Genomic DNA, 24,278 nt, shown 5'->3' with positions numbered 1-24,278 from the left:
ATAGAGATTAGAGAAAAGCCGGCTTTAACAGCCGGCTTTCAGGGACTTTTGTGTTTCCGGCGCGGCAGATGGTTCCGGAGGATAGATGTTGGTGGGCCATTTTAGGGGGGCGAATTCTTTGCAGAGCTGCATATCTCCGACCTGGGCTTTTATTTTTTCGACTTTGGCCTGGGTTTCCGGGCCAAGCTCCAATGTAATGCTGTTGAAGATATTATCCTGCAACTCTTGCAAAGGAGAGTTATCGAAGTTTGGCTGATACTCATGATCGAAGCTGTGATATCGCTGCTCGAAACAAACTTCGACAAAATGCCCATCGGAAACAGGAAATACAAAAATACTTTGCGGCCGATTCACACGCTCAGGATCTGCCCCCCTGCTGATTTTAAAACTGGCACTCGGAACCGGAAGGTGGTCATGACGCCGCCAATCGATAGGGCCTCGATAACGAGGAATATGGGACAGCTCATCCTCCCAATTATGGTGCCCATATCGCTCGTTCAAGTAGCGAACTAAAACCATCTCGAAGGCTTTGGGATTAAAAAATGAAACACTGTCGAGCCGATACTCATCAAATCGGCCAATAACACAAACACTGAATATCAATTCGCCTTTACACCCTGTCATCCAGGGCCCGTAAAAAGCCCATAGGCGCCTAACTAAACAGTTAAGCCCCCAATGAGAGTTCGACATAACCCCTTGGCCGTATCGACTCAAGTGAGGATCAGCCAAAACATCCAGGCCCGGAACAGTTCGCACCTGTTTCACAGAACGGCGTAAGGGATTGTGTCGAGGAGCCCGCAACTTCAACCGACTGCCAGCCAGCGTCAACGAGACATTCGACGCATCAGAAAACGCCGGCCCTTGCGGCACACAATAATCATCTCGACGCCGCCACTCCAGAGCAGGATATTTGAATATATTACGCATAAATCCTCTCAACGCCTGAAGCGATAACCAAAGCTTTCTGCTGCACTTTTCCCTAAAGCATGAACCACACCAGTCCCGCCAATTACAGTGGCAATCCCGCCAACTACCAGTCCAGCTTGACCGCCAACTGCGGCAGCCAGCAAACCCGCCGGCGCGGCGACCTTAAGCCCACCGTTCAGCCATGCTTCTGCATGGTAGCCCTTACTGTAAGGATCGTTTTTATTTTTTAGGCGGACATCCGCAACACTGAGCTGACTGATAGCACCCCGCAAACTAAGCCCAGTATCCGCAATCCTCTCATTTAAATTCATCTGTAGCTTGTGAGCCAAACGCAACGACTTGGCTGGAGATGTACGCGGCTTATGGAAATAAACAGTGTGCCCTTTCAGGCTCAAACCTTTATCTGCAAGTATTTGCATCGCTTGAGTTAGTACGGCAGATCCGCCGAAATCTGCCGCCCAGACCACACCTTCAACATCGCGAGCGGACGCCATAGTAGTTGCCAATAAAAGCGCCGATGCGCGACTCTTTTCCACGTTTAGAGGGTTGTAGCACAGGAGCCCGCCGCCCAGCGGCTTTCTTCCTGGCGTGAAATGCAAATCCGCACCACTATCTCTTACGTGGGCCGCACCGACGCCCAAGTGCTTCGCCGTTCTAGGCATCGTTTCCTCAATCGCATCGTCAGCGCTGCTGAACTTAGCGTCCGCAATTGCCACTAGGCGGCCCCGTTGCGGCAAGATCTTACTATCTTTGACATAAGAAGCCTTCCACAAATTCTGACCGAGATCTGAGGAAGCTCGATACAGCCCCATTCGCGTCTCCTCTTGCCCCGGCGCCGTCAAATCGTAGTAGTGATCATCCAACACCAACTCAGTAATACAATACTGATCATTAGGCCAGCGCTCTACAGTCGCCTTCAAACCGGGCAAAAATACATAGTACCTCTCATTGCCCGTGCTGCGCTGACGCTCACCGGGCCGTACATACACATTGTTTTTACCGAGCATGCCGGTGGTCAGCGCATGCAACTCTTTTACCGCAATCCGGGCCCAGTGGTGGTTGCGCAGTGCGGCCTGTTGCAGGCGGTCATATACATGCTGATATTCCGTAACGCAGCTAATGCGCTTACCGGCGTTTTGCCCGGCAATCACTGGGCAATTTTGGGGGGAGGGGTAGAGAGTGCCTTGTGGGGTATCCATGCGAATCCTTGCAATATTTCAAATCCCTGTGAAACTGCGTGGAATCTTAAAGAGCGCCAATATCCGCCTCAAGGATTATTGCGGGCACGCCAGTACCAGCTTTGACTTATTTTGGCCGGCTGACCGGCGCGTTTCCGGGCGACTTCCCTCCCTGTCCGCGCCCGCTATCCACCCCGCCTGCCCGGCCACCGGATGCCCCCCTCCCCCCCGGCAAGGGAGGAGGCAAGGGTGCTGCCACATCGCCATACTGACCCTAACCTAATAAGTATCCAAAAACGGACTCAAGGCATGAGCGGTAATCCCAACAGCAGTCAAACCGGGGAATGGTGGCGCAACAGCGTGATCTACCAGATCTATCCCCGCAGCTTTTGTGACGCTAACGGCGACGGCATTGGCGACCTTCAGGGTATCTGCCAGAAGCTCCCCTATGTGAAATCCCTGGGCGTTGACGCCATCTGGATCTCTCCTTTCTTCAAGTCGCCGATGGCGGATTTCGGCTACGACGTATCTGATTATCGCGATGTAGACCCGATCTTCGGCAATCTTGACGACTTCGACCAGGTCATCGACAAGGCGCATGAACTCGGACTGAAGATCATCATCGACCAGATCCTGAGCCATACCTCCGACCAGCACCCCTGGTTCGAGGAGAGCCGCGCGAGCCGCGACAATCCCAAGGCCGACTGGTACGTGTGGGCCGACGCAAAGGACGATGGCAGCGCGCCCAATAACTGGATGTCCAACTTCGGCGGCAGCGCTTGGCGCTGGTGTACCCGCCGCCGCCAGTACTACCTGACCAACTTCCTCAAGGAGCAGCCGGACCTGAACCTGCACAACCCGGAAGTTCAGGAGCAACTGCTGGCCGACCTGCGTTTCTGGCTTGACCGCGGAGTCGATGGTTTCCGACTGGACGCCATCAACCATGCGTTCCACAACCGCTCCCTGCAGGACAACCCGCCGCGCCCGGTCAAACTGGACAAGAACGGCCTGCCGCCGGTGAACAGCTACGAATACCAGTGGCACATCCACGACAAGTCGCAGCCGGAGAACCTGGTGTTCCTGCAGCGGGTGCGCGCGCTGATGGACGAGTACCCCGGTTCCACCACCGTGGGTGAGGTGGGCGACGACAATACCCACAAGATCATGGCCGACTACACCACCGAGCACCGCCTGCATATGGCGTACTCGTTCGACCTGCTGTCGGAAGAGTGCAGCGCACAGTTCCTGCGCGACACTCTGGAGAAGAACCGCCGGGTAACCGAGGAAGGCTGGCCGTGCTGGTCCATCTCCAACCACGATGTACCCCGCTCGTTCAGCCGCTGGAACAAAGGCTTTGACCCGGAAACGGCCAGCGCCCGCGCACCCCTGTTCTTGCTGATGCAGCTGATGCTGCGCGGCAGCGTATGCCTGTACCAGGGCGAGGAACTGGGCCTGCCGGAAGCGGAGGTGGCTTTCGAGGATTTGCAGGACCCCTACGGCATCAACCTGTGGCCGGAATTCAAGGGCCGCGATGGCTGCCGCACGCCCATGCCTTGGTTCAACGGCGGCGAGATCAATGCGGGCTTCTCCAAGGTGAAACCCTGGCTGCCGGTCGCAGAAGAACACTACCACCTGGCGGCATCCGTTCAGGAAGACGACCAGCACTCCATGCTGAACCGTTTCCGCGCCCTGCTGCAGTGGCACGCGAACCTGTCGCCGGCACTGGCGATCGCCGAGCAGAGCATTATCGACAGCGGCAATGACCTGCTGGTATTCGAGCGCAGCTGTGCCGACGAAGGCTATTTTGTAGTGCTGAACCTTGGGCGCGAAGCCGCGAGTTATACCCTGCCGGAAGCATTTGTCGGGGCCGAAGACATCACCCCGGCCGGTTTCGGCGGCAGTGTGACCGCGGAGACCGTTGAACTGCCGGTGGCGGGCGCGCGCGTATTCCGCCGCAACTGAGCCAGAAAAGTATTCGACGACTAGCGAGAAAGCCGGAAGAAAAACGGAAAGAAAACGGCGAAAAAATCCGAGAAACTGGCGCGCGGTTGCCTGACTGCACAGAACCCGCGCTCCATTACACACTCAAAGGATTACCTCTCAATAAGATCGTCAACCAGTGTTGCTCTCGTCAAAGCACGATTTCCAGTTTCTCTGGAAAGTTTGAAGCCGGCTACCCAGCCGGCTTTTTTTTGCCGGTATCACCGGTGACCGCCCCCGAGCGAAAGATAATATCCCCGCCTCCCGTCATTCCGTTTCAATGTAAAAAGCGCCAATCACGGACCCTACCATGCCTCTCACTTGCCCTGAGGTTCGCTCGCTAGCGATGCCGATAGGCAGGCTCATCCCGCGGCCAATTCGGGATACACCGACGCGCCGCTTTGGGGAAATTCACAGGTCTGGTCTGTGCACGAAGGTGCAGGGGTTTGTTCGCCCTGAATTTCACTGGAGAACGAATGCCTCCAGCGCACCCGCACGCCGCCCTGCAAGTTGCTCGCGAGAGCAGATGAGGTACGCATGCAAGGCTCTTCCACATTCATCAAGCAAGCTCTTAAAAAAATCGCCCTCGGCGCCAGCCTGGTTCTGGCCGCGTCGGCGGTATTTGCACCCGTGGCGCAGGCGGGTGATTACCCCTACCCCTACCAGCAGCACCGCTCCATGACCGATGGCAGTGCCTGGTGGCGCCGGGATGTTGTGGGCGGTGCGCCGCATATCATTATCGACATCAGTGAACAGCGGGCCTACTTCTACAAGGGCAGCCAGCTCGCGGGTATCTCCCCGGTAGCAACAGGCATTGCTGGCTACCGCACACCCACTGGCAGCTTCCGTATTTCGGAGAAAAATATCGACCACCGCTCCAATCTGTTCGGCCACTATGTGGACCGGGCCGGCTATGTGCGCAAGTCGAGTGTCGACGTGCGCCGCGACAAGCGTCCGGCGGGCACCGTATTCCGCGGTGCGTCGATGGACTTCTTTATGCGCTTCAACGGCGCGGTAGGCATGCATGCGGGCAAGGTCACCGGGCGTCCGGAGTCCCATGGCTGTGTTCGCCTGCCCTGGCATATGGCGAAGATCTTTTTCGAAAATGCCCCCTCGGGCACCAAGGTAACGGTTCGTCAATAAACGCACCGACCACTATGAAAAAGGGCAGCTTTCGCTGCCCTTTTTTATATTCCGTAGCGCGCCTTAGCCGAGGCTCCCCAGCACACTGCGCATGGTCCAGAAATCCCAGCCTTCCGGCAAGCGCGCACGCTCTTCCTCGGTCGCAACAATGCCCCGGCGATGTTCCGGCCACGCCAGCACCGCGACACCCTCGTAGCCGGTAAAGCGGTGAAACAGTACGGGGGCAGAAAGTTTGCGCTCTAGCTGCTCACACAGTGGGTGCCAGGACAAAGGCAGCTGTCGGCGCACCCGGGACCAGTCGCGCTCAGTTTCTGTTTCTGCATCGTGCGCAGACATGGCCGGGTGTTCCTGCTTCGTGTCAAACCGTGCCTGGCTGGCGGCCAGCGCGCTGGTCTCCGGCAGCGTCAATACACCCATGGCCTGCTGCTGGGCGCAGAGAATACAGGCATCCATAGACAGGCCCAACGCCGCGCCCCGCTCCACCGGCACAAACCAGTCGTGCCCGGCTGGCACCGGCCACTCGCAGAAGCCACAGGTACCGTGGTCGGCAGCCTCTGGCTCGACATCGCCCACCACCTGCACCGACTTGCCCGGCGCCCAGAAATGCGCTTCTTCGCTGGAGAAAAACTCCTGCGCGTACTGGCTTACATGCCAGTGAAAACTGAACCCATCGGCAACACGCGTGCGGTCCCGCGGACCGAGGCCGCGAAAACCGCGGTGGTTGACCTTCGTCAGGCAGTACTCGCAGGCGTGTGGTGTGCCGCTCAGCCCGGGGGCTGCCAGTGCTTCCCGCGCGGTGCCGATCCAGACCACCTGCGCGGGGTCTTCCAGAGCCCCACAACAGCTGGCCAGGTGCACGCGGTGGAAGAATTCCTTACGCACCTGCTGGTCTTCCACCGCGGCCACATCCACCGCGTACACCATCACCGGATTCCCGCGATACATCCAGCCGTGCTCGGTCGACTCGAGGTCTCCCAGGGTCACTTCCATTCCCCGGACCAGGGCCTGCTCGACCGATGCACTGTGGCGGTCGGGCTCCGCGGCGTCCACTGACGCTGTGACGGTCTCCGGGGCTTCGCGCTCCAGAATATCCTGACCGGTCGCCGCGTCGTGCACATCGCGGCCCCCCATACCGGAAATGGCCTGGGTGAGCGCTTCCAGATGACGGCTCCAGCGGCTCATCAGAAAGATTCCTCGAGGATACTGTGGATCTTGGTTTCAGAATTGGTGATCACGCGGAAGGCCACTCGCTTGGATTGTTCGATATTCTCGCTGCCATCGGCATTGTAGATGGGTCGCGAGGAAGAATACCCGACAGCGGCCACATTCTGCATCATCCAGGCGTGGTGAGTGGCCACTTCATCCAGGGTGTAGACGAAGCGCAGTACCGAACGCGCGCGGTCCTGCGACAAGCGCAGGTTATTAAAGTACATGTCATTGCGGTCGCTGGTCTGGCCCCAGCCGGAGCTGGTGTGCCCCTCGATACGCACCGCCTCTACCGATCCCTTGAACGGCGCCAGCACATTCATATAACGGGGGAAGAACTGCTCAAACACCACCTGGTAACTGGCAGTGAGAGCCGCCTCGCCGGTGTCGAACATGGCATCGGAGTTGTTGAAGGCGACTGTCAGGGTATCCCGGTCAATGGTCGCGCCCCAGCGCGCCAGATCGGGAGCGAATTCATTCTGCAGCGATTCGTAAATTGCCAGCTGGTTTTCCTTGTACGACATGGCGATGGTGCGGATTTTTTCCCGCTCGATCATGACCGAGCGCATCATCGCCACCGCAATACACAGAAACACCATCATCAGCCCCGCCATCAGGTCGGACACGCTGATCCACGAGGACTCGCCCTCGCCGCGGTTCGGCAAACCGGAACGGGGAAACCCCGACCTGGTGGACATCAGGCGATTTCCTCGCGCGCACGCTCAGTGGCGGCGGCCGTTTGTGCGGCCTGTGTCAGGCGCTGCATCTGCGCCACCAGCTGGCGGTAATCCCGGGTAAACTGGCCGCTGATGGTTGCCAGCGCCTGGCCCATGGCCGCAATAACACCTTCCACCTCTTCTTCCATCTTGCGCTCCACCAGCTGGTATTGCTTGCCGATAGAGTTCTCGGCGTCGCCCATGCTTTTGCGAATCACATGGCTGAGCGCATCCACCATTTCTTTGTGCGTGCGTGCCTGCTGCAGGGCCAGCTCCTGCATGCCATTGCGGTGGGTGGTAATGGATTCCTGAACCAGACCCTGGATGAAGTCGGCATCCAGGCTGGACATCTTCTCGAAGGCACCGGACACCGCCTTGATCTGCGCGCCCAGCATCTCGCTCTGCTGGGCGATGCTCACCAGCGACTGCTTCATGTCGCTGGTCATGACCTGCTGTACCACATCGATGCCCTGTACAAACTGATCGATACGCTCACCCAGGTGCGGCAGCACTTCCTGCATCTGCACACTCACACCGCGGTAGCGTTCCAGCTGCTCATTGAGCGCCTGCATTTGTTCGCGGGCCTGAGCATTCACGCCCTGCATGCCTTCGAAGAACTGCGGAATATCTGCAAGCTGCTGGTGAATCTGCTGCAGATCCCGCGCCACCTGTACCAGCCCCATGACCGTCGTATCGCAGTGCTCGGACCAGTATTCCACCCGCTCCTCATGGGCCTTGTACTCGCGAGTGAGAGTTTCCACCATGGCATCAAAGCGGGCAAAGTTTTCCCCGAAGCGGGTCATGTTTTCGCCGAACTGGTTTTCCACCCGCTCGTTAAAACGCTGAACCACCTGTTCCATCTCCTGCACCAGTGCCTGAGACACCTGCCCGGAAAAATTCTCCAGCTGTGTCTCACTCTGCTTCAATTGTCGCTCCTGCCCCTCAACCAGTGCGGCCTGCAGCTGTTGCAGTGCATCGCGCACGTCCGCCAGGTCGGTTACCGGCAGGTTTTCCCCCGGCAACGGGATAAAGCGGGTCAGGGCACGCAGCAGGATCGACAGGCCAATGCCGCACACGCTGGTAATAAAGGCGGTTTTCAGGCCCTCCAGCAAATTGGAGATACTCTGGTCGATATCCGCGAGGCTGAATTCAAACAGGCCGATAATCACACCGGTGAAGGTGCCGAGAATACCCAGTGAAGTGAGCAGCCCGGGCGACTGTTCCACAAACTCCCCACCGCGACGAAGAAACCGGCACACCAGCGCCAGGGCAAACAATACCAACATCACGGAGAGGAACCCGTCGGTTACCGCATCCGGGCTCAGGGCAACAAAAATAGAGCGCAAGAATTCAGACATGGAAGCAATCTCTTGTGGAATCTTCTCGAATTAATTTTTCATTATTCAGTTCAGGGTTTGCCGCTAGCCTTTCAGCTGCAATACAAATTCCTGCACGGCATCACCGCTCGGCAACCGCGCCAGGTGGTGGCTGAACAGGCGATAGCCCGGCAGCAGCCGCATCAGATCGGCCGTATTGCCGAGGCTGCGATCCGTGCGGCTTTCGGAAATCCCCGTCACCGCCACCCGCTCATCTTCCAGCAGCTCGAACATGGCTGGACGCTCCGGGTGCTGACTGGATTTGTACACCAGGAAATGCAGCTGACCGCCGGGTGTCATGCGCCCCGCCAGCAGCTCTCCCAGGGCTTCAATTTGTCCCGCGCTACAAAAATTCAGCAGGTCCCACAGGAACACGCCATCCAGTTTGGTGCCGGGATCAAAGCTGAACATGGAAGCGCTGAAGTCACTGCTTTCCCCGTGCATTTTCCTGCGCCAGGCCAGGGACGCATGCAGGTCTTCCACATAGAGCGCACCCACCTTCTTTTTCAGCGCATCGATATTGCGGCCGTTTTTACGCCCGCAATCCAGTACGGTTGCATTGGTCGGCAGGGCCTCCAGGGCTTTGCCCACACCGGCAAACAACACGCGCTCATCGTCGCGCACCTGGCGGAAGTAGGCGCTCACATCCGAAGCTCCGCCACTGCGCACCTGATTGCGCGACGTGGTGCTGTCGTATTCCAGAAAATGTTCGGTGACATTCTGATCCATTCCCTCGCGTTTCATGAGGGAGTTGAACAGACTAAAGCGGTCCATGCATTTCAGCAGCGTCACCGTGGAATGCCCCTTGGAGGCCACTTCCGGATAGCTGGGGTCGTCCACATACTCGAAACAGAAATTATCCAGCAGTCGGAAACGCCGCGGCTTGTGCGGCTGATTGCGCCCGGTGTAACGCATGGTGTGCAAGATGGTGCCCTGCTTGAGATGCGGCTGTAGCAGGCGAATCAGGTGCTGGATGACATCCAGCTCGAGAAAATTCAGCAGATCCCAGCACAGGATGACATCAAACTTCAGGTTGGCGGGCTTTGGCAGCAGGTGTTCTTCCAGCGCGGCCAGCGGATCATCGCGGTGCTGGTTATCTGCCAGGTATTCCACCAGGTCTTCAATATGACACTGGCAGTTGAGGCCGAGAAAGGCTTGCGTGGTGCCGGAGGAGAGAGGCCCAAGATCGAGGATTCTGTCCCCACTTTTGACCATCTCGGTCGTTAACGCAGCGAGGCCAAAAGATCGGTGTTGCATTATTTATCGCAGGATTTCGGGGCGTGAGCCAGGGATTGTAAACGGGAGCAGAAGGCAGCGCCGCACGGGGGATGCGGCGCGCCTGCAGGAATCAGCTATCAGCCAGCTCCGTTTCCTTGGCCGAATCCTTGGCAGTGTCTTTCGGGGCAAAAGACTTCTTCGCGGCGGGTCGGCTCGGCGCTTCGTCTTTTGGCGGCAGGTTCGGGTGAACCAGCTTGTCTTTGAACTCGGAATGACGGGCTTTCATCTCGTCATCGGTATCGACCATATCCATGGAGCCGCGGAACTTACCACCGTCGTCCAGCTGGATGCGCGGGGCGATCAGGTTGCCCTTCACAACCGCGGTATTGCGGATTTCGATCAGCTCGTCTGCCAGCGCATCACCGGTCAGAGTACCGTTGATCACGATATTCTGCGCATGGATGTTCGCATTGATTTCACCTTCGCGACCGATGGACAGGTCGTGGCCTTCCATAATGACGGTGCCTTCGATGGTGCCTTCGATATGCAGGTCTTCGGTACCGATCAGTTCGCCGCGGAACTTGATGTTCTTACCGATTACAGAGCGATCCTTCGCCATGGATGCATCGAGCTTGTCCGCAAACGGGCGCTCGGTTGCACCACTTTCGTTCATTCCGGAGAGAAAAGAGTTGGAATCCAGACTTGCGTCCGGTTTAGGGTCGAGGGGATTCGCCATTGTTCAACCTAATGTAACCGTAGAGAGCTATTGTTTTCGTGAAACAACGTTTTTAGCGGTTTTCTCTGACAGTTCCCATAGGGAATGGGACAAAAATCAAATCTTGCACCGACTTTGTGAGGACCTTCACAATAATTTTTTACGCGCCAAACAAAACCACCGCTCCCGTCGACCAATAAACACCCAGCCGGCTTTAGGTCATGCGCCGGGCGTCTTCACAAAGTAGTCGTGGGCGGCGCGGTTTACCCGCCCGGAAAGCCGCAGTGTGGACACCATGGTGGGGATCGCCATCACTGCGTACATGCCAATAATCAGGCTATTGACGATATTCAGCGATGCCACTGCACCAAATACGATCAGCAAAAGATAGATTACGGTGTAAACCACCTGCAGCCGGTCGCCAAACAAGAACACGAAACACTTCATGCCGTAATACCAGAAGGTGACAATGGTGCTGAACGCCAGTGGCACCACCATGATCAGCAGTAATACCGGGCCCCAGCCACCAAAGACGCTACTGAACGCATTCGCCGTCAGGGACACGCCTTCAATGCCCTCTCCCTGCTGCCAAACGCCGGTCACAAGAATAACCAGTGCGGTACAGGTACAAATGATCAGGGTATCCACAATTGGCCCCACCATCGCCACCACGCCCTCGCGCACCGGCTCTGTGGTTTTGGCGGCACCGTGGGCGAGGGATTCGGTACCGATACCGGCCTCGTTGGAAAAAGCACCCCGGCTGATGCCCGTGGCGATCACCGTGCCAAGCGCACCGCCGGCCACGGCCTGGCCGGTAAAGGCGTCATTGAAAATCAGTGCGAAGGCACCCGGAATTTCCTGCCAGAAGTAACCGATCACACCCAGGGTCAGCAGCAAATAGAAAATCACCATCGCCGGCACAATGCGCACCGCGAAGCGGCCAATACGCTGGATGCGCCCGGCAATCACCACCAGCGCTGCCAGTGCCAGCACAACCCCCAGGCCAAACTCGAACAACAGCGCGTTCTCCGGGCTCACCCAGCCCAGCGGCTCGGCAAAGGAGACCCGCAACAGCTGCACGGTCTGATTGGCCTGGAACGATGGCAACAGCCCACCCAGCCCGGCGATAGCGAACAAATACGCCAGCGGTAACCAGCGCTTGCTCAGCCCTTCACGAATGACGTACATGGGCCCGCCCTGAATCTCGCCGCGGCTGTCACGGCCGCGGTACATCACCGACAGGGTTGCGGTGTAGAACTTGGTCGCCACGCCCACCAACGCAGTCACCCACATCCAGAAAATGGCCCCGGGACCACCGGCACTGATCGCAATCGCCACACCGGCAATATTGCCAAGGCCGAGGGTGCCGGAGAGCGCCGTGGACAGTGCCTGGCGGTGAGGCACCTGGCCGGGGTCATTGGGGTCGTCGTATTTGCCGCGCAGCAGATCGATGCTATGCCCGAGATGCCGGTAAGGGCGTCCGCGCGAGCTGACCAGCAAAAACAGACCGCCGCCCACCAGCAACACCAGCAGTGGCGTGCCCCAGGCGTAGGCGACGAAGGTATTGAGGGCGGACTCGAGAGACTGAAGAAATGTCATGGACAGCGGGCTACTTATTATGTGCGAAGCCCACAATGCTCGCGCAAACCGCGGGGAATCTCAAATTGTCGCAGTCGCGTGCACTGAGTTTTCCCTATCCACTTCGTCATTGCCGACACTTGTCTTGCTGTAAGTCACCGCCCAATGGCCAGCGCGATCCCCGGAATGATCGCCTGCTGTAGCACGATGGCCAGCCGCCCAAACGGTTCTCTGCAGATCATCAGCAACGCCTACCATTACCTCTGACTGCCCACTGCCCGCCCGACGGGAAGGGATATGCTACAAGTCTATCTCGGACACAATTTGGAGAACGCGCAATGAGCCTGAACCAGTCCAGTGACCACAATCGCCGTATTGTCCTCGCATCCCGCCCAAAGGGCGCACCGGCTAACGACAACTTTCGCCTTGAGCAGAGCGACATCCCCAAGCCTGCGGAGGGCGAGGTGTTGCTGCGCACCGTCTTTCTCTCTCTGGACCCGTATATGCGGGGCCGTATGAGCGATGCCGCCTCCTACGCGGAGCCCGTGGCAATCGACGAGGTAATGGTCGGCGGTACGGTCAATCGTGTCATCGAGTCCCGCCTGGATGGATTCGCCGAAGGTGACTGGGTACTTTCCTACACCTGTGGCTGGCAGGACTACGCCCTTTCCGACGGCACCATGCTCGTCAACCTCGGCAAAAATCCGCCGCAGCCGTCGCTCGCACTCGGCCTACTCGGGATGCCGGGGTTCACCGCCTACATGGGGCTGCTGGATATCGGCGCTCCACAGAAAGGAGAAACCCTGGTAGTGGCGGCCGCCACCGGCCCAGTGGGAGCCACCGTGGGGCAGATCGGCAAAATCAAAGGCTGCCATGTAGTGGGTGTGGCCGGAGGCAACAAGAAGTGTGATTTTGCGGTCGAGGAACTGGGGTTTGATGCCTGCATCGACCACTACGCCGAAGACTTTGACCAACAACTGGCCGCCGCCTGCCCCGACGGGATCGACGTGTACTTCGAGAACGTCGGCGGCAAGGTACTCGACGGCGTGTTACCCCTGCTGAACACCAGTGCGCGGATTCCCGTGTGCGGCCTGGTCTCCCAGTACAACGCCACCAATCTGCCCGAAGGCCCCGACCGCCTCGGCCTGCTGATGGGCACGATTCTCACCAGGCGCCTCAAGGTACAGGGCTTCATCATTTTTGATGACTACGGGCACCGCTATGACGAGTTCTACCAGCAGATGTCGGACTGGTACGCCAAAGGCAAAGTGAAGTACCGCGAGCAGGTGGTGGAAGGCCTGGAGCAGGCGCCGGAAGCCTTCGCGGGAATGCTGGAAGGAAAAAACTTCGGCAAGCTGGTGGTGCGGGTGGGCGAGGACAGCTGAGCCCCCTCTGCGTTATTGAGGCGGGCGAAAGCCCCGCCGCGGCAAGCGGCCGCACCCGCCCGGGTGACCCGCTTGCCGGCAGCGAGGGCCGTAAAGAATCGCGAATCAGGCCGTGACCGGCTCCGGCGGCACCGGCAGCGCAGCATCTTCCTGCACGAAGAACACCGAGATGGCGCCGAACACCATAAACACGCCGGCGAGCATGATGATGTAGATCGCCTGGTTGTCGAAGACACCCGCCAGGATCGGGCCGGCCACCAGTGCTGAGAGGATCTGCGGCGCAGCAATGGTGAAGTTGAAGATACCCATGTACACACCGGTCTTCGCTGCTGGCAGCGAGTCAGACAGGATCGCGTAGGGCATGGCCAGAATTGCGGCCCAGGCGATACCCACACCGATCATCGGCAGCATCAGGCCAACGGCACCACTCGGTACGGTTACCTCGGTGATCAGCAGGTTCACCTGGGTGGCATCGCCACCTTTGAACAGTACAAAGCTCATGTAACCCAGGCCACCCAGCAGCAGGGACAGCGCATAGGTTGGCTTGCGGCCGAGGGTGTGCGCTACGCGCGCCAGTACGATGGAGAAGAGCGCAGCAAACAGCGAGTAGGCGGCAAAGATGATACCCACCCAGTCTCCCGCAGCACCCTTGGCAGCGGCGATGTGCGCGGGGATTTCACCCACGGTGGCGAGGTAATCGTGATCAAACCATTTGGCTTCCACACCCCACACGTGCTGGGTGATGGCCGGGGTGGTGTAGACCCACATGATGAACAGGGAGAACCAGGAGAAGAACTGCACCACCGCCAGCTGGCGCATGGTTTTTGGCATATTGAGCAGCAACTTGAAAAAACCACTCAGGCGCTGCGCCAGGGATTTGCGCTCGGCCAGCTCCCGCGCCACCTGCTCGGCATCGATACCCTTGTAGGCGTTGTACTCTTCCGGCGGATATTCCTTGGTGCGGAACACGGTCCACAGCACCGAGCCCAACAGCACCGACGCGCCAATATAGAAAGCCCAAATCACCGAGGGCGCCACCTCACCCGCGCGCGAGGTGTTCTCCAGACCGATCACGTTGGTGAGGATAAACGGCAGCATCGAGCCCATCACCGCACCGATATTGATCAGCAGGGACTGCACCGAGTAACCCACGGTACGCTGCTCGGAAGGCACCATGTCCGAAACCAATGCACGGAACGGCTGCATGGTGACATTAAAGGCGGCATCCATCAGCGCCAGCATCACGCCGCCAAACAGAATCGGGGCCACAAAGGCCACCACGATGCCCGCATTGGGCATAAACGCCATACCCACCGCTGCCGCAATGGCACCGAACAGGATATAGGGGTTGCGGCGGCCGAAGCGGCTCCAGGTGCGGTCGGAGGCGGAGCCGACAATCGGCTGCACCAGCAGACCCATCAGGGGTGCCACGATCCAGAACAGGGACAGTGAGTGCAGGTCGGCACCCAAATCGGAAAGAATCCGGCTGGCATTGGCGTTCTGCAGGGCAAAGCCGAACTGTACACCGAGAAAACCGAGGCTGACATTCCACACCTGCCAGAAGGGGAGTTTGGGCTGCTTCTTCATCGCTCTGATCACTTCGTTATTTATTGTGACGCTGGAACTGTGCTTCCAGCCGCACCGCCGGCACAAAGACGCGGTGCGGGTTTCTGGTTATGGAGGATTCTCGCGGTTAGCGCGACAGATCGCCTCCTCCGGCAAGGGGGCGGAGGTCGGCCACACCCGCCCAGCGCCGCCGATGAAATCACCGACCATAAGGTCCCTAAAAGGACACACAATGATTAAAAACCATCATAAAGTGTAAATTTTTGCACTTAGCTTTAATTTCAAGAAATTCAATAAAGTACTATTTTTGACACACAAGGCGAGCTAGACTCCATAAAGATACTATTTGGTAACCTTATGGACACATCCAGTCAGTCCCCCGCCGCCATTGCCGAAGTGCTGGGCCACCGGCTCAAGCAGGCACGCCTGAACCGGGACCTCACCCAACTGGAAGTAGCGGAGCGCGCCGGCGTCAGCCGCAAGGCGGTGCTCAACGCAGAAAAGGGCAAGACACAGCTGGAAGTTCTGGTGGCCATACTCCAGGCCCTCGACCTCACCGCCCAGCTCGACAAATTCCTGCCGCCGCAACCACCCTCTCCCATCCAGCTTGCCAAGCTACAGGGCAAGCGCCGCCAGCGCGCCTCTGGGCAACGGGGCAAACACGGCGGTAAAGAGGAAGACACTTCAGGGGAGGAGCCGGAATGGTAATGGAAGCCATCCGTGTGGACTTCGCCGGCGAAGACGGCAAGACCCTCACCGCCGGCGCCGTCAGCTTCGACACCGACACCGGGGTCGGCGCCTTCGAATACGATCCGGCCTTCATCGACACCGGCATCGAACTCTCCCCGCTCAAGATGCCCCTGGCACCGCGCATCTACAGCTTCCCGGAATTGCGCTTCGATACCTTCCGCGGCCTACCCGGGCTGATTGCCGACTCCCTGCCCGATGACTTCGGCAATGCCGTACTCAATGCCTGGATGGCCGCCCAGGGCAAACACCCGCAAGACATCACACCGCTGCAACGACTGCAATACACCGGCAAACGGGGCATGGGCGCTCTCGAATACGCCCCCGCCACCCGCATCAAAAAACTCAACGCCACCCAGGACATCGCCATTGACGAGCTGGTGGGTATCGCCCAGGAAGTGCTCGACAGCCGCGCCGACTTTCACATCGAGCTCGGCAAAGATGACGCAAACCGTGAAGCCATGGTCGCCCTGCTCTCCGTCGGCATGAGCGCCGGCGGTGCCCGCCCCAAAGCCGTGCTCGCCTTCAACAAAGACTTCACCCACGTACGCTCCGGGCAGGCCGACGCGCCGGAAGGCTTCACCCACTACCTGATGAAATTCGACGGCGTCAGCGAGCACAACAAAAACCAGGAAACCTTCGGCGACCCGCTTGGCTTCGGTGCCATGGAATACGTCTACCACGAAATGGCCACCAACTGCGGTATCCACATGATGCCCTGCCACCTGCTCACAGAAGGTAACCGCCGGCACTTTATTACCGAGCGCTTCGACCGCCGCGGCAACCACAAACGGCACATCCAGACCCTCAACGGTCTCGCCCATGTGGACTACAAGGCCCCCGGCTCCTTCTCCTACAGCGAGCTATTCGCCATCGCGCGGCAACTGAAGCTCAGCGCCAAAGACGCGGAACAGCTACTGCTGCGCATGGTGTTCAACATCGTCGCCCGCAACCACGACGACCACGCCAAGAACTTCGCCTTTCAGCTCAAGCAAAAAACCTGGCAACTGGCCCCCGCCTACGACCTCGCGTACAGCTACAAGCCCGGCAGCCGCTGGATCAACAGCCACTGGATGAGCCTGAACGGCAAGCGCGAAGACTTCACCCGCGCGGACCTCTACAGCCTGGAGAAAATCAGCCCGCTGTTCTCCCGCAGAAAGATCGACGGCATTGTGGACGAGGTGGTGACCGAGGTTTCACGCTGGAGAGAACTGGCCAAGACCCATGAAGTACCCGGCCCCCTTATCGACGAGATTGCCATGAATCTTCGGTTGAATATCTAGGGGAAAAGGCGAACGCGACATGAAGAAAAAGCGGCCAACCCGAAAGCGGTCGATCAATTCTCAGGCATCAACGTCAAACCAGATGCCCAGATATAGCCATATTGCCCATGCCTACATTTGGACATAATGGCTACATATGGATATAAATGCCCAGATATAGACATAATGTCTATATCTGGGGGCTTTTGAATAAAACTGTTAATGTTCAGGCTCATCATGCCGCCGCCTCTTTAAGTACGGTGTGTTTTGCTGAGCGACTCGGCGGCTTTTTTCGCTGTAGAAGGTCAATCGCTAGCAGGATTTTACGGTTGGTTTTAAACGCCCGCAGTGGCTTCCATTCTTTGGAATGGGCGCTGGCGGCGGAAGTGAAATAGTGGGTGATTCCTGGCTGGCTTTTTAGCCGCTCCAAGGAAAGCGTGGTAGGGTAAAACCAGCTGTGCCGCTCAAAGTATGTTGGCTCTGAGTGGCTTCAGGTTTGGCGGCCTTAAAGGTGTCAATCGCTTTTTGTCTCCCAACATTAACAAGCACGGGCAATGAAGCTCCGGCCCTTCGGGCCTCCGCGGGACGGCTTACCTTATGCACGTTTTGCGCGGTCGCTTCGCTCCCATTTTTGCGCAAAACGCGCATAAGGTAATCCGCCCATGCCGTGGGCGTTAGGGCAAGGAGGACATCATTAAAAAAATAGCAATAATTTTGTCTTTATTGTCGTTAACTGCAGGTTGTGCTCTCAAAGATGAGTACCCACCTGAGTGGGAGCCGGTAGCCTATGCTAAATCAGGAGGCTGCCAAGATATTTCTGGCTTGTATAGAAACCTTGGCGAAAACTCAAAGCGTAAAGAAGTTTATCTATCATCAGTTTTGTTCCCTAAGGAGCGAGATCCATCATCAGTGGATTACGTAAAAATTGTCAATTCACGAGAAAGTAGCTCTTTAGAGATCACATTATTTAATGACTCTAAGCCTATAAAAAGCGTTAACATTACTTCAGAATCAGTAATTAGCTGTAAAAACGGCAGCTATGTCATAGAGCGAGGCGATTTTCTAGCCAAAGAAGGTGCTATTGGAAAGCAGTGGGTAAGGTATAGTTTCTCCAAAAGTGGAAACTCTCTGATTTTGGCTAAGAAAAACGGTGCCGTTGGGGCACTGTTTTTTGTTCCTATTGTGGGCTCCGAGACCGGGTGGTTGAGGTTCCAGCAGCCCTAACAAACAGCGGCAGAGCGACAGCCAACGCTACGCACCTTTTGTGTTACTCGCTGGCGCTCAAACATTAACACAAAAAGTACTCTGCGCTGGCTGCGCCTGCGCTGGGCGTTATGTTTCATCGAGGAAATGAGATCTGAATAAATATAGATATGATCCAGTAGTCACAGGTATTTTTGTGGGTATAGGAGGGCTAGTTTTGTGGCACTTCTCTTCATTGGCTATAGAAGAGAAGGTGTTGCCTGCGTATTTTGAACATGTATCAAGATTTTTTACAGTACTAACGGCTGCGTTGGTCGGTGCATTTGCCGCATTTCGTTTCAACTCGATGTTGGATAGTAAAAAGCGTGAAAGAGAAATTTCACAATTTTATTTGGATGTTTGCTCAGACAACTATGAGATCTTTTATAAAACATTGGATGGTTTAAATAATGTCAGAGTGGACTGGATATATGCTGCAAGGCTACTTCTTGAAACCAAGGAGCTGGAGAAGGAAATCACCTATAAAGAGCACATGAGAGTAATTGATGTTAAGAAAATGAAAGTGCGTCATGACCTTCTCAATCAGTTTCAAATAATAGACCATGAAACAAATACAGAAAGCCCACTTCCAGTATCATTTTTCTATGGCGTAGACAATTGGAAAGATTACATTAATTCCCCAGACGACGCTGCATACGAAGCATTTAGACGAGATCGTCCGGCAACGTTCGGAGAGCATGAAGTTTCTCGAATCGAGCGATTGCCTATGCTTTCTGAGCATAGTGTTTATATTATTTTCGAGTTTCTAGCTTGGCCTGAAAATTACGATGATCCTTTGAGAAAGCACAAATATACATCTGATTGGCCAGATGACGTCAAGAGCTTTCAGGGTGAAGGAGCTTTCAAATATATTAAGCACAGACAGGATTATGTACATCCGGAATTTGGTTTATCCAAAGAAGCTCAGGAAAAAATTAGAGAGATGATAAAAAATGGTGAAGTGAAAGTGGCAGAGGTCATTCCACCTAAAGATTAATAAAAAACATCACAAGGCGCTGCTACGGAAAATTTACTCGCTGGCGCTCCTAAAATTCCGCAGAGCGCGGCGTTAACTGACTATGAACTTCGTAACATGGAACTGCAACGGCGGACTCAGAAATAAACTGAAAGAAGCTGAGTCCTTAGATGCAGACATACTAATCATTCAAGAATGCGAAGACCCAGAACGCTCAACTCAGGCGTATCGCGATTGGGCAGGTGAATACCTTTGGGTAGGTAAGAACAAAAACAAAGGAATTGGAATATTTCCAAAAAACGGAAATGAGGTCACGCTTTTAAATTGGTCGGGATCGTACTCGATTCCAGGCCTTATCTCTTCGAGCGCTTCGACAACTTGGTCAACTGCCGAGCTTCAGCTTTTCCTGCCTTTTAGAATCAATAACCACTACAACGTGCTTGCCTGCTGGACAAAGGGAAGTGATTCTCAAGCATTCGGATATATAGGCCAGCTCTGGAAATACCTCCAGATTCACCGCACTGAACTATCCGCCCCAAACACGATTATCGCTGGCGACCTCAATAGCAACAAGGTTTGGGACAAACCTGACCGCTGGTGGAACCATACTGACACTTTCAATGAAATCGCGAATATCGGCCTGCAAAGCCTTTACCATTATCAATCTCGCGAGATTGCCGGCAAGGAGACTCAGCCAACATTCTTTTTACACCGTAAACAGCACAAGCCATACCATATAGATTATGTTTTGCTGCCCCAAAACTTACTAGACGAGGCCAAATTAAGCATAGGGGAGTATAACAAATGGATTACTGTTAGCGATCATTTACCGCTAATTTTTGAGATCGGCAGTTAACAAAGCAATCTACCGGACGTTCGCTGCGTCGACTAATTTGTGCTTTAATAGCACAAATTAATCGACTCCGTTACCGCCAGTTATCAAGGCGTTAGCTTTCTCGGAGAAAATAAATGTATTCCACGAAATACGGAAAAACAATTAAATTATTTCTGATGGATGCTGATCCTGATGGAAGGATGGTATGTGAATTGTCGAATTGGAACGGCAAAGCCTATCGAATACCGCGCGGCAAGGTCAAAGACTGTTCAGATAGGCAAGATCTAAAAGGCACGTCCGTTTACTTATTGTTTGGTCGCGCGGAATCCTCCACTTCAAAACCTAAAGCATATATAGGTGAAGCTGAAAACGCATACTCTCGCCTTGTTCAACATGTATCTGAAAAGGAATTTTGGAACGAATCCGTTGTTTTTATTAGCAAAGATGAAAACCTTAATAAGGCTCACATCAAGTACTTAGAATCGCGGCTACATGAAATCGCTACTTTTGCGGGAAGGTACGATATTCAAAATGGAAATACGCCCACACGGAGCTCCATTTCTGAATCCGACCAAGCGGAAATGGAAGAATTTATTGAATATGTGAAAATTCTTATCAATACAATGGGTTTTAAAGCCTTTGAGCCATTGGTTAAAGTCGAATCAAATACGAAAGAGTCTGAAGATTTCTTCTCCGTAAAAGGTGCCAGAGGCGCAGATGCTCGAGGAAAAAGAACATCGGATGGATTTGTAGTGTTTTCTGGATCCAAAGTAGCTGTTGATACAGTACCATCTTTTCCAAAGGGTTTTAATGCTCTTAGAGACGAGCTAATAGACAATGAAATTATTGTTAAAGAAGGTGAGGATTTGATTCTAGCTTCGGACTACCTTTTTAGTAGTCCATCTGCGGCGGCGGCCGTAGTCATGGGGCGGAGTGCAAACGGGCTAATAGAATGGAAAAATGCCAAAGGTAAAGAGCTCAAGTCCGTCGAAGAGACAGAGATATCAAAAGCTAACACGTCACTGCAACCGACCGCTAATGCGTCGGCTGATTGAGGTGCTATGTAGCTGCAAGAGTCAAGGAACGATGAAAAAATACAATGTTAGAATGCTAGCTTTATGGTCTGTAATCGCAATTGCATATTGCGCGTTCGTTTTTCTTACAGAGTATGATTTTAAGTTGTTTGAGCTGAGCGTCATCACCAATGTCTTCTTGTTAATTGTCCTATTTAAAGAAAATGGTCCGCCGAGAGTGGAAGATCCGATTAGTTTTGTGAAATTTTCGGACGGTAAGTTAAAATTTTCTGACGTGTCGATCCCTATTGACAAGATCAACAAAATCGCCTTAGAAATTGTTGAAAAAGATTGCTATTTTACTCTTCCTTATAATCAACTTGAGCCAGGCAAATTTCCTACTTTCGTATTCCCTTCGAGGAAATTTGAGGATTTCAAAAACCATATTATGACTGGCCTGGGGCCAGTGGAAATAATTACATAATAATTCAAAGCAATTGGACGGTGATCTTCCCTTGCTTTAACAGACACTAAAGGAATTGCAGTGGAAAGATTGGAGCTGAAAATCCCACCTATTGTTCAAGTACTTTTCTTCGCAGGCTTCATGTGGGTATTCGCAGGGCTATTACCAATTCTGAGCATTACGTTCGCCGCTTTCTCGCTCGCGGCCATAGTCTTTGCATCAGCGGGTCTGATTTTCATCTTACTTGGCGTTTTAGCGTTTCGGTCTGCGGGGACTACCGTCGATCCCAGAGTACCTGATCAATCAACTTGCCTCGTCACTAGTGGAATCTATCGAATGAGCCGTAACCCAATGTACGCTGGTTTTCTGCTCATGCTGGTCGGCTGGGCCGTTTTTCTCAGTAATATCTCAAGCTTTCTGCTGCTCCCGCTGTTCGTGATCTATATGAACCGGTTCCAAATCACTCCGGAGGAGCGGTGTATGCGTGAAAAGTTTGGCGGTGAATACCGTGAATACGAATCAGCGGTTCGGCGTTGGATTTGACGCTATACAAGCTAGCCTTAATTGCTTAATGTAAAAAACGTATTGCATCGTGGATGCATAAGCCCCGGCTCGGCGCTATGCACTTTGCCTATTACTAAGAATAACGAAGGAGACCCAAGTGATAAAAATTCTTTCCGCGGCATGCATATTCATGGTTTCTATTCATCTGCATGCAAAGGAATCAAAAATCGATTTGGAAACGTTCGCTCAAACATACTTTGAGAAAATGGTGGCGACGCAGGCCCCAGATGCCACTAAAGAGGATCTTGAGAGTTATCTTGGGCTACTCACTGATGATATAGGGCACACGCATCTCCCCTGGCAAACGGATGGTTCCCGTACGCCTGACGGAAAAGATGCCATGCGTAAGGGCATGACGTTCTATCTGGGGGCGCATACAGAATATAACGCTGAGCTTATCGATGTCTTCGTGTTCAATGAGTCAGCCATTGCCATCAGATACAGGAATCATGCAAAAGGCATCCACCCGGAAAGCAAGCAGGAAATCGAGTATCGTCAAACCATGATGGAGGTTTTAGAAATGGAGCATGGTAAAGTGGCGGTGATCCGTAAATATCATGAGTAGTACTTGCACAATAATACCGGACAATGAGCTGCTGCCCAGAGAGGCGTGACCTCGACGGTTCACCTTGCGCCCCAACCGTCCCCCACCCGAGCTTTTAGGAAAAAATGCGCAATATGGAAATAGTTAAGCTGTCTGAAATTTCGGATGCCGCAGTTTCTGAATTAGGCGCTGGACTTGTGGCCACCGTCGCGAACGGTGCATCGGTTGGATTTCTTTCAGATTTTACTGCCTCGGATGCTGAATCGTACTGGCGCTCCGTTCGTGGCAGCCTCAATGACTACCTGCACCTTTGGGTAGCAAAAGCAGAGGGAAGAATCGTTGGCTCTGTCCAACTTGAAAGACCCACCAAGAAAAATGGATACGTGCGGGGAGAGATACAAAAACTATTTGTGGATCCTGCATTCAGGGGGCAACGTATCGCCTCAAAACTTGTGGAACAAGCCGAAGACTATGCTTTCTCAATCGGTATACATACACTGGTGCTGGACACTGAATCGGGTAGTGATGCGGACAAGCTGTATGAAAAGCTCGACTGGGTAAGAGTAGGAGAAATCCCTGGATACGCACTCTCGCCGAGCGGGGAATTGAAGGGTACCACGTACTTTTACAAGCAACGGCTCTCATAATGAGCGGCATCCCAAGAGATTTCTTGCAAAAAAACAAGATATTTGAGTGAAAAGCATGCAGTTATCCACAAAAATCTGGCTTCTACATTCCGCATTCGGGCTGGCGTCCTCCCTATTACTGGTATTTCTTTTTGAGTCGTTTCCCTCAATACGGATACTCTCAAATGAAGCGGTCGTCTTCGGCGTCATGTCGGGGACAATGAGCATGGCAATTAATCTCGCGATGCGCTCATCATTACCGGCGAAGACCGAGCATTAACGTCAAGGAAAAGATCATGAAAGAAGCACTAAAGAATTGGTGGGCCACTGCAGATGCGGCGCAAAAAAATGGCTTGATCGTGCTGGGCGCATTTCTTGTCGGGGCATTTCTTTTAACATTCGGCATTGTAATAGGTAAAGCCATTGCGCCGCTAATGTAGTCTCCGGGCCACCGTATCGTCGATATTTGAGAATTGGTGGCGGCATGTCGGGCGACAGACAGTGACGGAACTTAGTCGTTTTGGCGGACAGTGCCTGGCATTTAGTTAATATGGTGGAAACACTCAATTGGTCTTCAGACACCTACCTACCCTACTTCTAGCCCTCAGCTGTTGTGCAGAGGCGGCGGAGATTGCGCCCTTCACCTCTGACGGCTGCAGCGCTTTTCCCGATGGAACCATCAAGCAGGAAGCACTGTGGCTGGCTTGCTGCCGGGCGCATGATTATGCCTACTGGAAAGGCGGGTCTTATGAGGATCGTGTGGCGGCGGATGACGCCCTCAAGGCTTGTGTGGCAAGTACCGGCGAGGAAGAAATCGCAAACCTTATGCTGGCAGGTGTGCGCATCGGCGGTTCGCCTTACCTGCCGACGAATTTTCGTTGGGGCTATGGCTGGCCGATGGGGCGCGGGTACAAGCCGCTGACACCTGCCGAACAAGAGGCAATCAGGCACAGCGAAGCGGTAAGCTCGCAGGACTCAATAACCTATGAACAAACAGGCAATGAATAAAAAGGAAGTT

General features: G+C 54.7%; 24 protein-coding genes. 15 read left to right on the top strand and 9 right to left on the bottom strand.

From position 1 onward, the window contains the following. Window positions 1–24: 24 nt before the first annotated feature. Together JF535_RS06150 and JF535_RS06145 are read right to left on the bottom strand one after the other, a co-directional pair. Window positions 25–927, bottom strand: a complete 903-nt coding sequence (locus JF535_RS06150) for a hypothetical protein (protein WP_207000405.1) — start codon at window positions 925–927, stop codon at window positions 25–27. An 8-nt stretch (window positions 928–935) separates the two neighbouring features. Continuing rightward, window positions 936–2,126 carry a hypothetical protein gene (locus tag JF535_RS06145; protein ID WP_207000403.1) on the bottom strand — a complete coding sequence of 397 codons (1,191 nt, stop codon included), beginning with the start codon at window positions 2,124–2,126 and terminating at the stop codon, window positions 936–938. 288 nt (window positions 2,127–2,414) lie between these two features. Between JF535_RS06145 and JF535_RS06140 the strand changes: the two genes are divergently transcribed. Together JF535_RS06140 and JF535_RS06135 are read left to right on the top strand one after the other, a co-directional pair. Continuing rightward, the gene (locus JF535_RS06140; protein WP_207000401.1) at window positions 2,415–4,067 is read left to right on the top strand and encodes an alpha-amylase family glycosyl hydrolase; all 1,653 of its coding nucleotides are present in this window, start codon (window positions 2,415–2,417) and stop codon (window positions 4,065–4,067) included. 555 nt (window positions 4,068–4,622) lie between these two features. Next, a complete protein-coding gene (locus tag JF535_RS06135) occupies window positions 4,623–5,228 on the top strand; it encodes a L,D-transpeptidase (RefSeq protein ID WP_227718300.1) in 606 nt (201 codons plus the stop codon). 63 nt (window positions 5,229–5,291) lie between these two features. On the opposite strand, the gene JF535_RS06130 is transcribed toward JF535_RS06135, so the two are convergent. The 6 genes from JF535_RS06130 to JF535_RS06105 form a co-directional block, all read right to left on the bottom strand. Continuing rightward, a complete protein-coding gene (locus JF535_RS06130; protein WP_207000399.1) occupies window positions 5,292–6,410 on the bottom strand; it encodes a hypothetical protein in 1,119 nt (372 codons plus the stop codon). Continuing rightward, entirely contained in the window at window positions 6,410–7,132 is a 723-nt protein-coding gene (locus JF535_RS06125; RefSeq protein ID WP_207000397.1) for an OmpA/MotB family protein, read from the bottom strand. The genes JF535_RS06130 and JF535_RS06125 overlap by 1 nt, the downstream gene beginning before the upstream one ends. Beyond that, window positions 7,132–8,508 (bottom strand): hypothetical protein, encoded by a 1,377-nt coding sequence (locus JF535_RS06120; protein WP_207000395.1) that lies wholly within the window; start codon window positions 8,506–8,508, stop codon window positions 7,132–7,134. Before JF535_RS06120 ends, JF535_RS06125 begins: the two co-directional genes overlap by 1 nt. Before the next feature lie 63 nt (window positions 8,509–8,571). After that, window positions 8,572–9,783 carry a class I SAM-dependent methyltransferase gene (locus tag JF535_RS06115; protein ID WP_207000393.1) on the bottom strand — a complete coding sequence of 404 codons (1,212 nt, stop codon included), beginning with the start codon at window positions 9,781–9,783 and terminating at the stop codon, window positions 8,572–8,574. Between the two features lie 91 nt (window positions 9,784–9,874). Continuing rightward, a complete protein-coding gene (locus tag JF535_RS06110; protein WP_207000391.1) occupies window positions 9,875–10,480 on the bottom strand; it encodes a bactofilin family protein in 606 nt (201 codons plus the stop codon). Window positions 10,481–10,678: 198 nt separating this feature from the next. Further along, entirely contained in the window at window positions 10,679–12,058 is a 1,380-nt protein-coding gene (locus tag JF535_RS06105; protein WP_207000389.1) for an alanine/glycine:cation symporter family protein, read from the bottom strand. Between the two features lie 317 nt (window positions 12,059–12,375). Here JF535_RS06105 and JF535_RS06100 point away from each other — a divergent pair, with 317 nt between their 5' ends. Then, window positions 12,376–13,422 (top strand): NADP-dependent oxidoreductase, encoded by a 1,047-nt coding sequence (locus JF535_RS06100; RefSeq protein ID WP_207000387.1) that lies wholly within the window; start codon window positions 12,376–12,378, stop codon window positions 13,420–13,422. A 105-nt stretch (window positions 13,423–13,527) separates the two neighbouring features. Here the strand turns inward: JF535_RS06100 and JF535_RS06095 are convergent, their stop codons facing one another. Then, window positions 13,528–15,009 carry an MFS transporter gene (locus JF535_RS06095; protein WP_207000385.1) on the bottom strand — a complete coding sequence of 494 codons (1,482 nt, stop codon included), beginning with the start codon at window positions 15,007–15,009 and terminating at the stop codon, window positions 13,528–13,530. A 336-nt stretch (window positions 15,010–15,345) separates the two neighbouring features. Here JF535_RS06095 and JF535_RS06090 point away from each other — a divergent pair, with 336 nt between their 5' ends. The 12 genes from JF535_RS06090 (at window position 15,346) to JF535_RS06035 (ending at window position 24,268) form a co-directional block, all read left to right on the top strand. Further along, window positions 15,346–15,696: a helix-turn-helix transcriptional regulator gene (locus JF535_RS06090; protein WP_207000383.1), complete on the top strand. Its 351-nt coding sequence runs from the start codon at window positions 15,346–15,348 to the stop codon at window positions 15,694–15,696. Beyond that, complete coding sequence (locus tag JF535_RS06085; protein ID WP_242523731.1) at window positions 15,696–17,018, top strand: type II toxin-antitoxin system HipA family toxin; 1,323 nt, start codon at window positions 15,696–15,698, stop codon at window positions 17,016–17,018. The genes JF535_RS06090 and JF535_RS06085 overlap by 1 nt, the downstream gene beginning before the upstream one ends. Window positions 17,019–17,711: 693 nt before the next feature. After that, window positions 17,712–18,221 (top strand): hypothetical protein, encoded by a 510-nt coding sequence (locus tag JF535_RS06080; protein ID WP_207000380.1) that lies wholly within the window; start codon window positions 17,712–17,714, stop codon window positions 18,219–18,221. A 196-nt stretch (window positions 18,222–18,417) separates the two neighbouring features. Next, a complete protein-coding gene (locus tag JF535_RS06075) occupies window positions 18,418–19,236 on the top strand; it encodes a hypothetical protein (RefSeq protein WP_207000378.1) in 819 nt (272 codons plus the stop codon). Window positions 19,237–19,318: 82 nt separating this feature from the next. After that, on the top strand, window positions 19,319–20,071 hold the full coding sequence (locus tag JF535_RS06070; protein WP_207000376.1) for an endonuclease/exonuclease/phosphatase family protein: 753 nt from the start codon (window positions 19,319–19,321) through the stop codon (window positions 20,069–20,071). Between the two features lie 113 nt (window positions 20,072–20,184). Beyond that, entirely contained in the window at window positions 20,185–21,105 is a 921-nt protein-coding gene (locus JF535_RS06065) for a GIY-YIG nuclease family protein (protein WP_207000374.1), read from the top strand. A gap of 31 nt (window positions 21,106–21,136) precedes the next feature. Beyond that, the gene (locus JF535_RS06060) at window positions 21,137–21,547 is read left to right on the top strand and encodes a hypothetical protein (protein WP_207000371.1); all 411 of its coding nucleotides are present in this window, start codon (window positions 21,137–21,139) and stop codon (window positions 21,545–21,547) included. A gap of 60 nt (window positions 21,548–21,607) precedes the next feature. Continuing rightward, entirely contained in the window at window positions 21,608–22,069 is a 462-nt protein-coding gene (locus tag JF535_RS06055) for a methyltransferase (RefSeq protein ID WP_207000369.1), read from the top strand. A gap of 118 nt (window positions 22,070–22,187) precedes the next feature. Continuing rightward, on the top strand, window positions 22,188–22,655 hold the full coding sequence (locus JF535_RS06050) for a nuclear transport factor 2 family protein (protein ID WP_340674134.1): 468 nt from the start codon (window positions 22,188–22,190) through the stop codon (window positions 22,653–22,655). Between the two features lie 104 nt (window positions 22,656–22,759). After that, on the top strand, window positions 22,760–23,281 hold the full coding sequence (locus tag JF535_RS06045; protein ID WP_207000366.1) for a GNAT family N-acetyltransferase: 522 nt from the start codon (window positions 22,760–22,762) through the stop codon (window positions 23,279–23,281). Window positions 23,282–23,556: 275 nt separating this feature from the next. Continuing rightward, entirely contained in the window at window positions 23,557–23,700 is a 144-nt protein-coding gene (locus JF535_RS06040) for a hypothetical protein (protein WP_207000364.1), read from the top strand. Window positions 23,701–23,827: 127 nt separating this feature from the next. Continuing rightward, complete coding sequence (locus JF535_RS06035; protein WP_207000362.1) at window positions 23,828–24,268, top strand: FAD-binding oxidoreductase; 441 nt, start codon at window positions 23,828–23,830, stop codon at window positions 24,266–24,268. The last annotated feature ends 10 nt before the right edge of the window (window positions 24,269–24,278 follow it).

Origin of the sequence: Microbulbifer salipaludis, assembly GCF_017303155.1 — a bacterium.
In the GTDB taxonomy this organism is placed as follows: Bacteria; Pseudomonadota; Gammaproteobacteria; order Pseudomonadales; family Cellvibrionaceae; genus Microbulbifer; species Microbulbifer salipaludis.
Note: the sequence above shows the minus strand (reverse complement) of the source record. Positions and strands in the feature narration are given on the sequence as shown.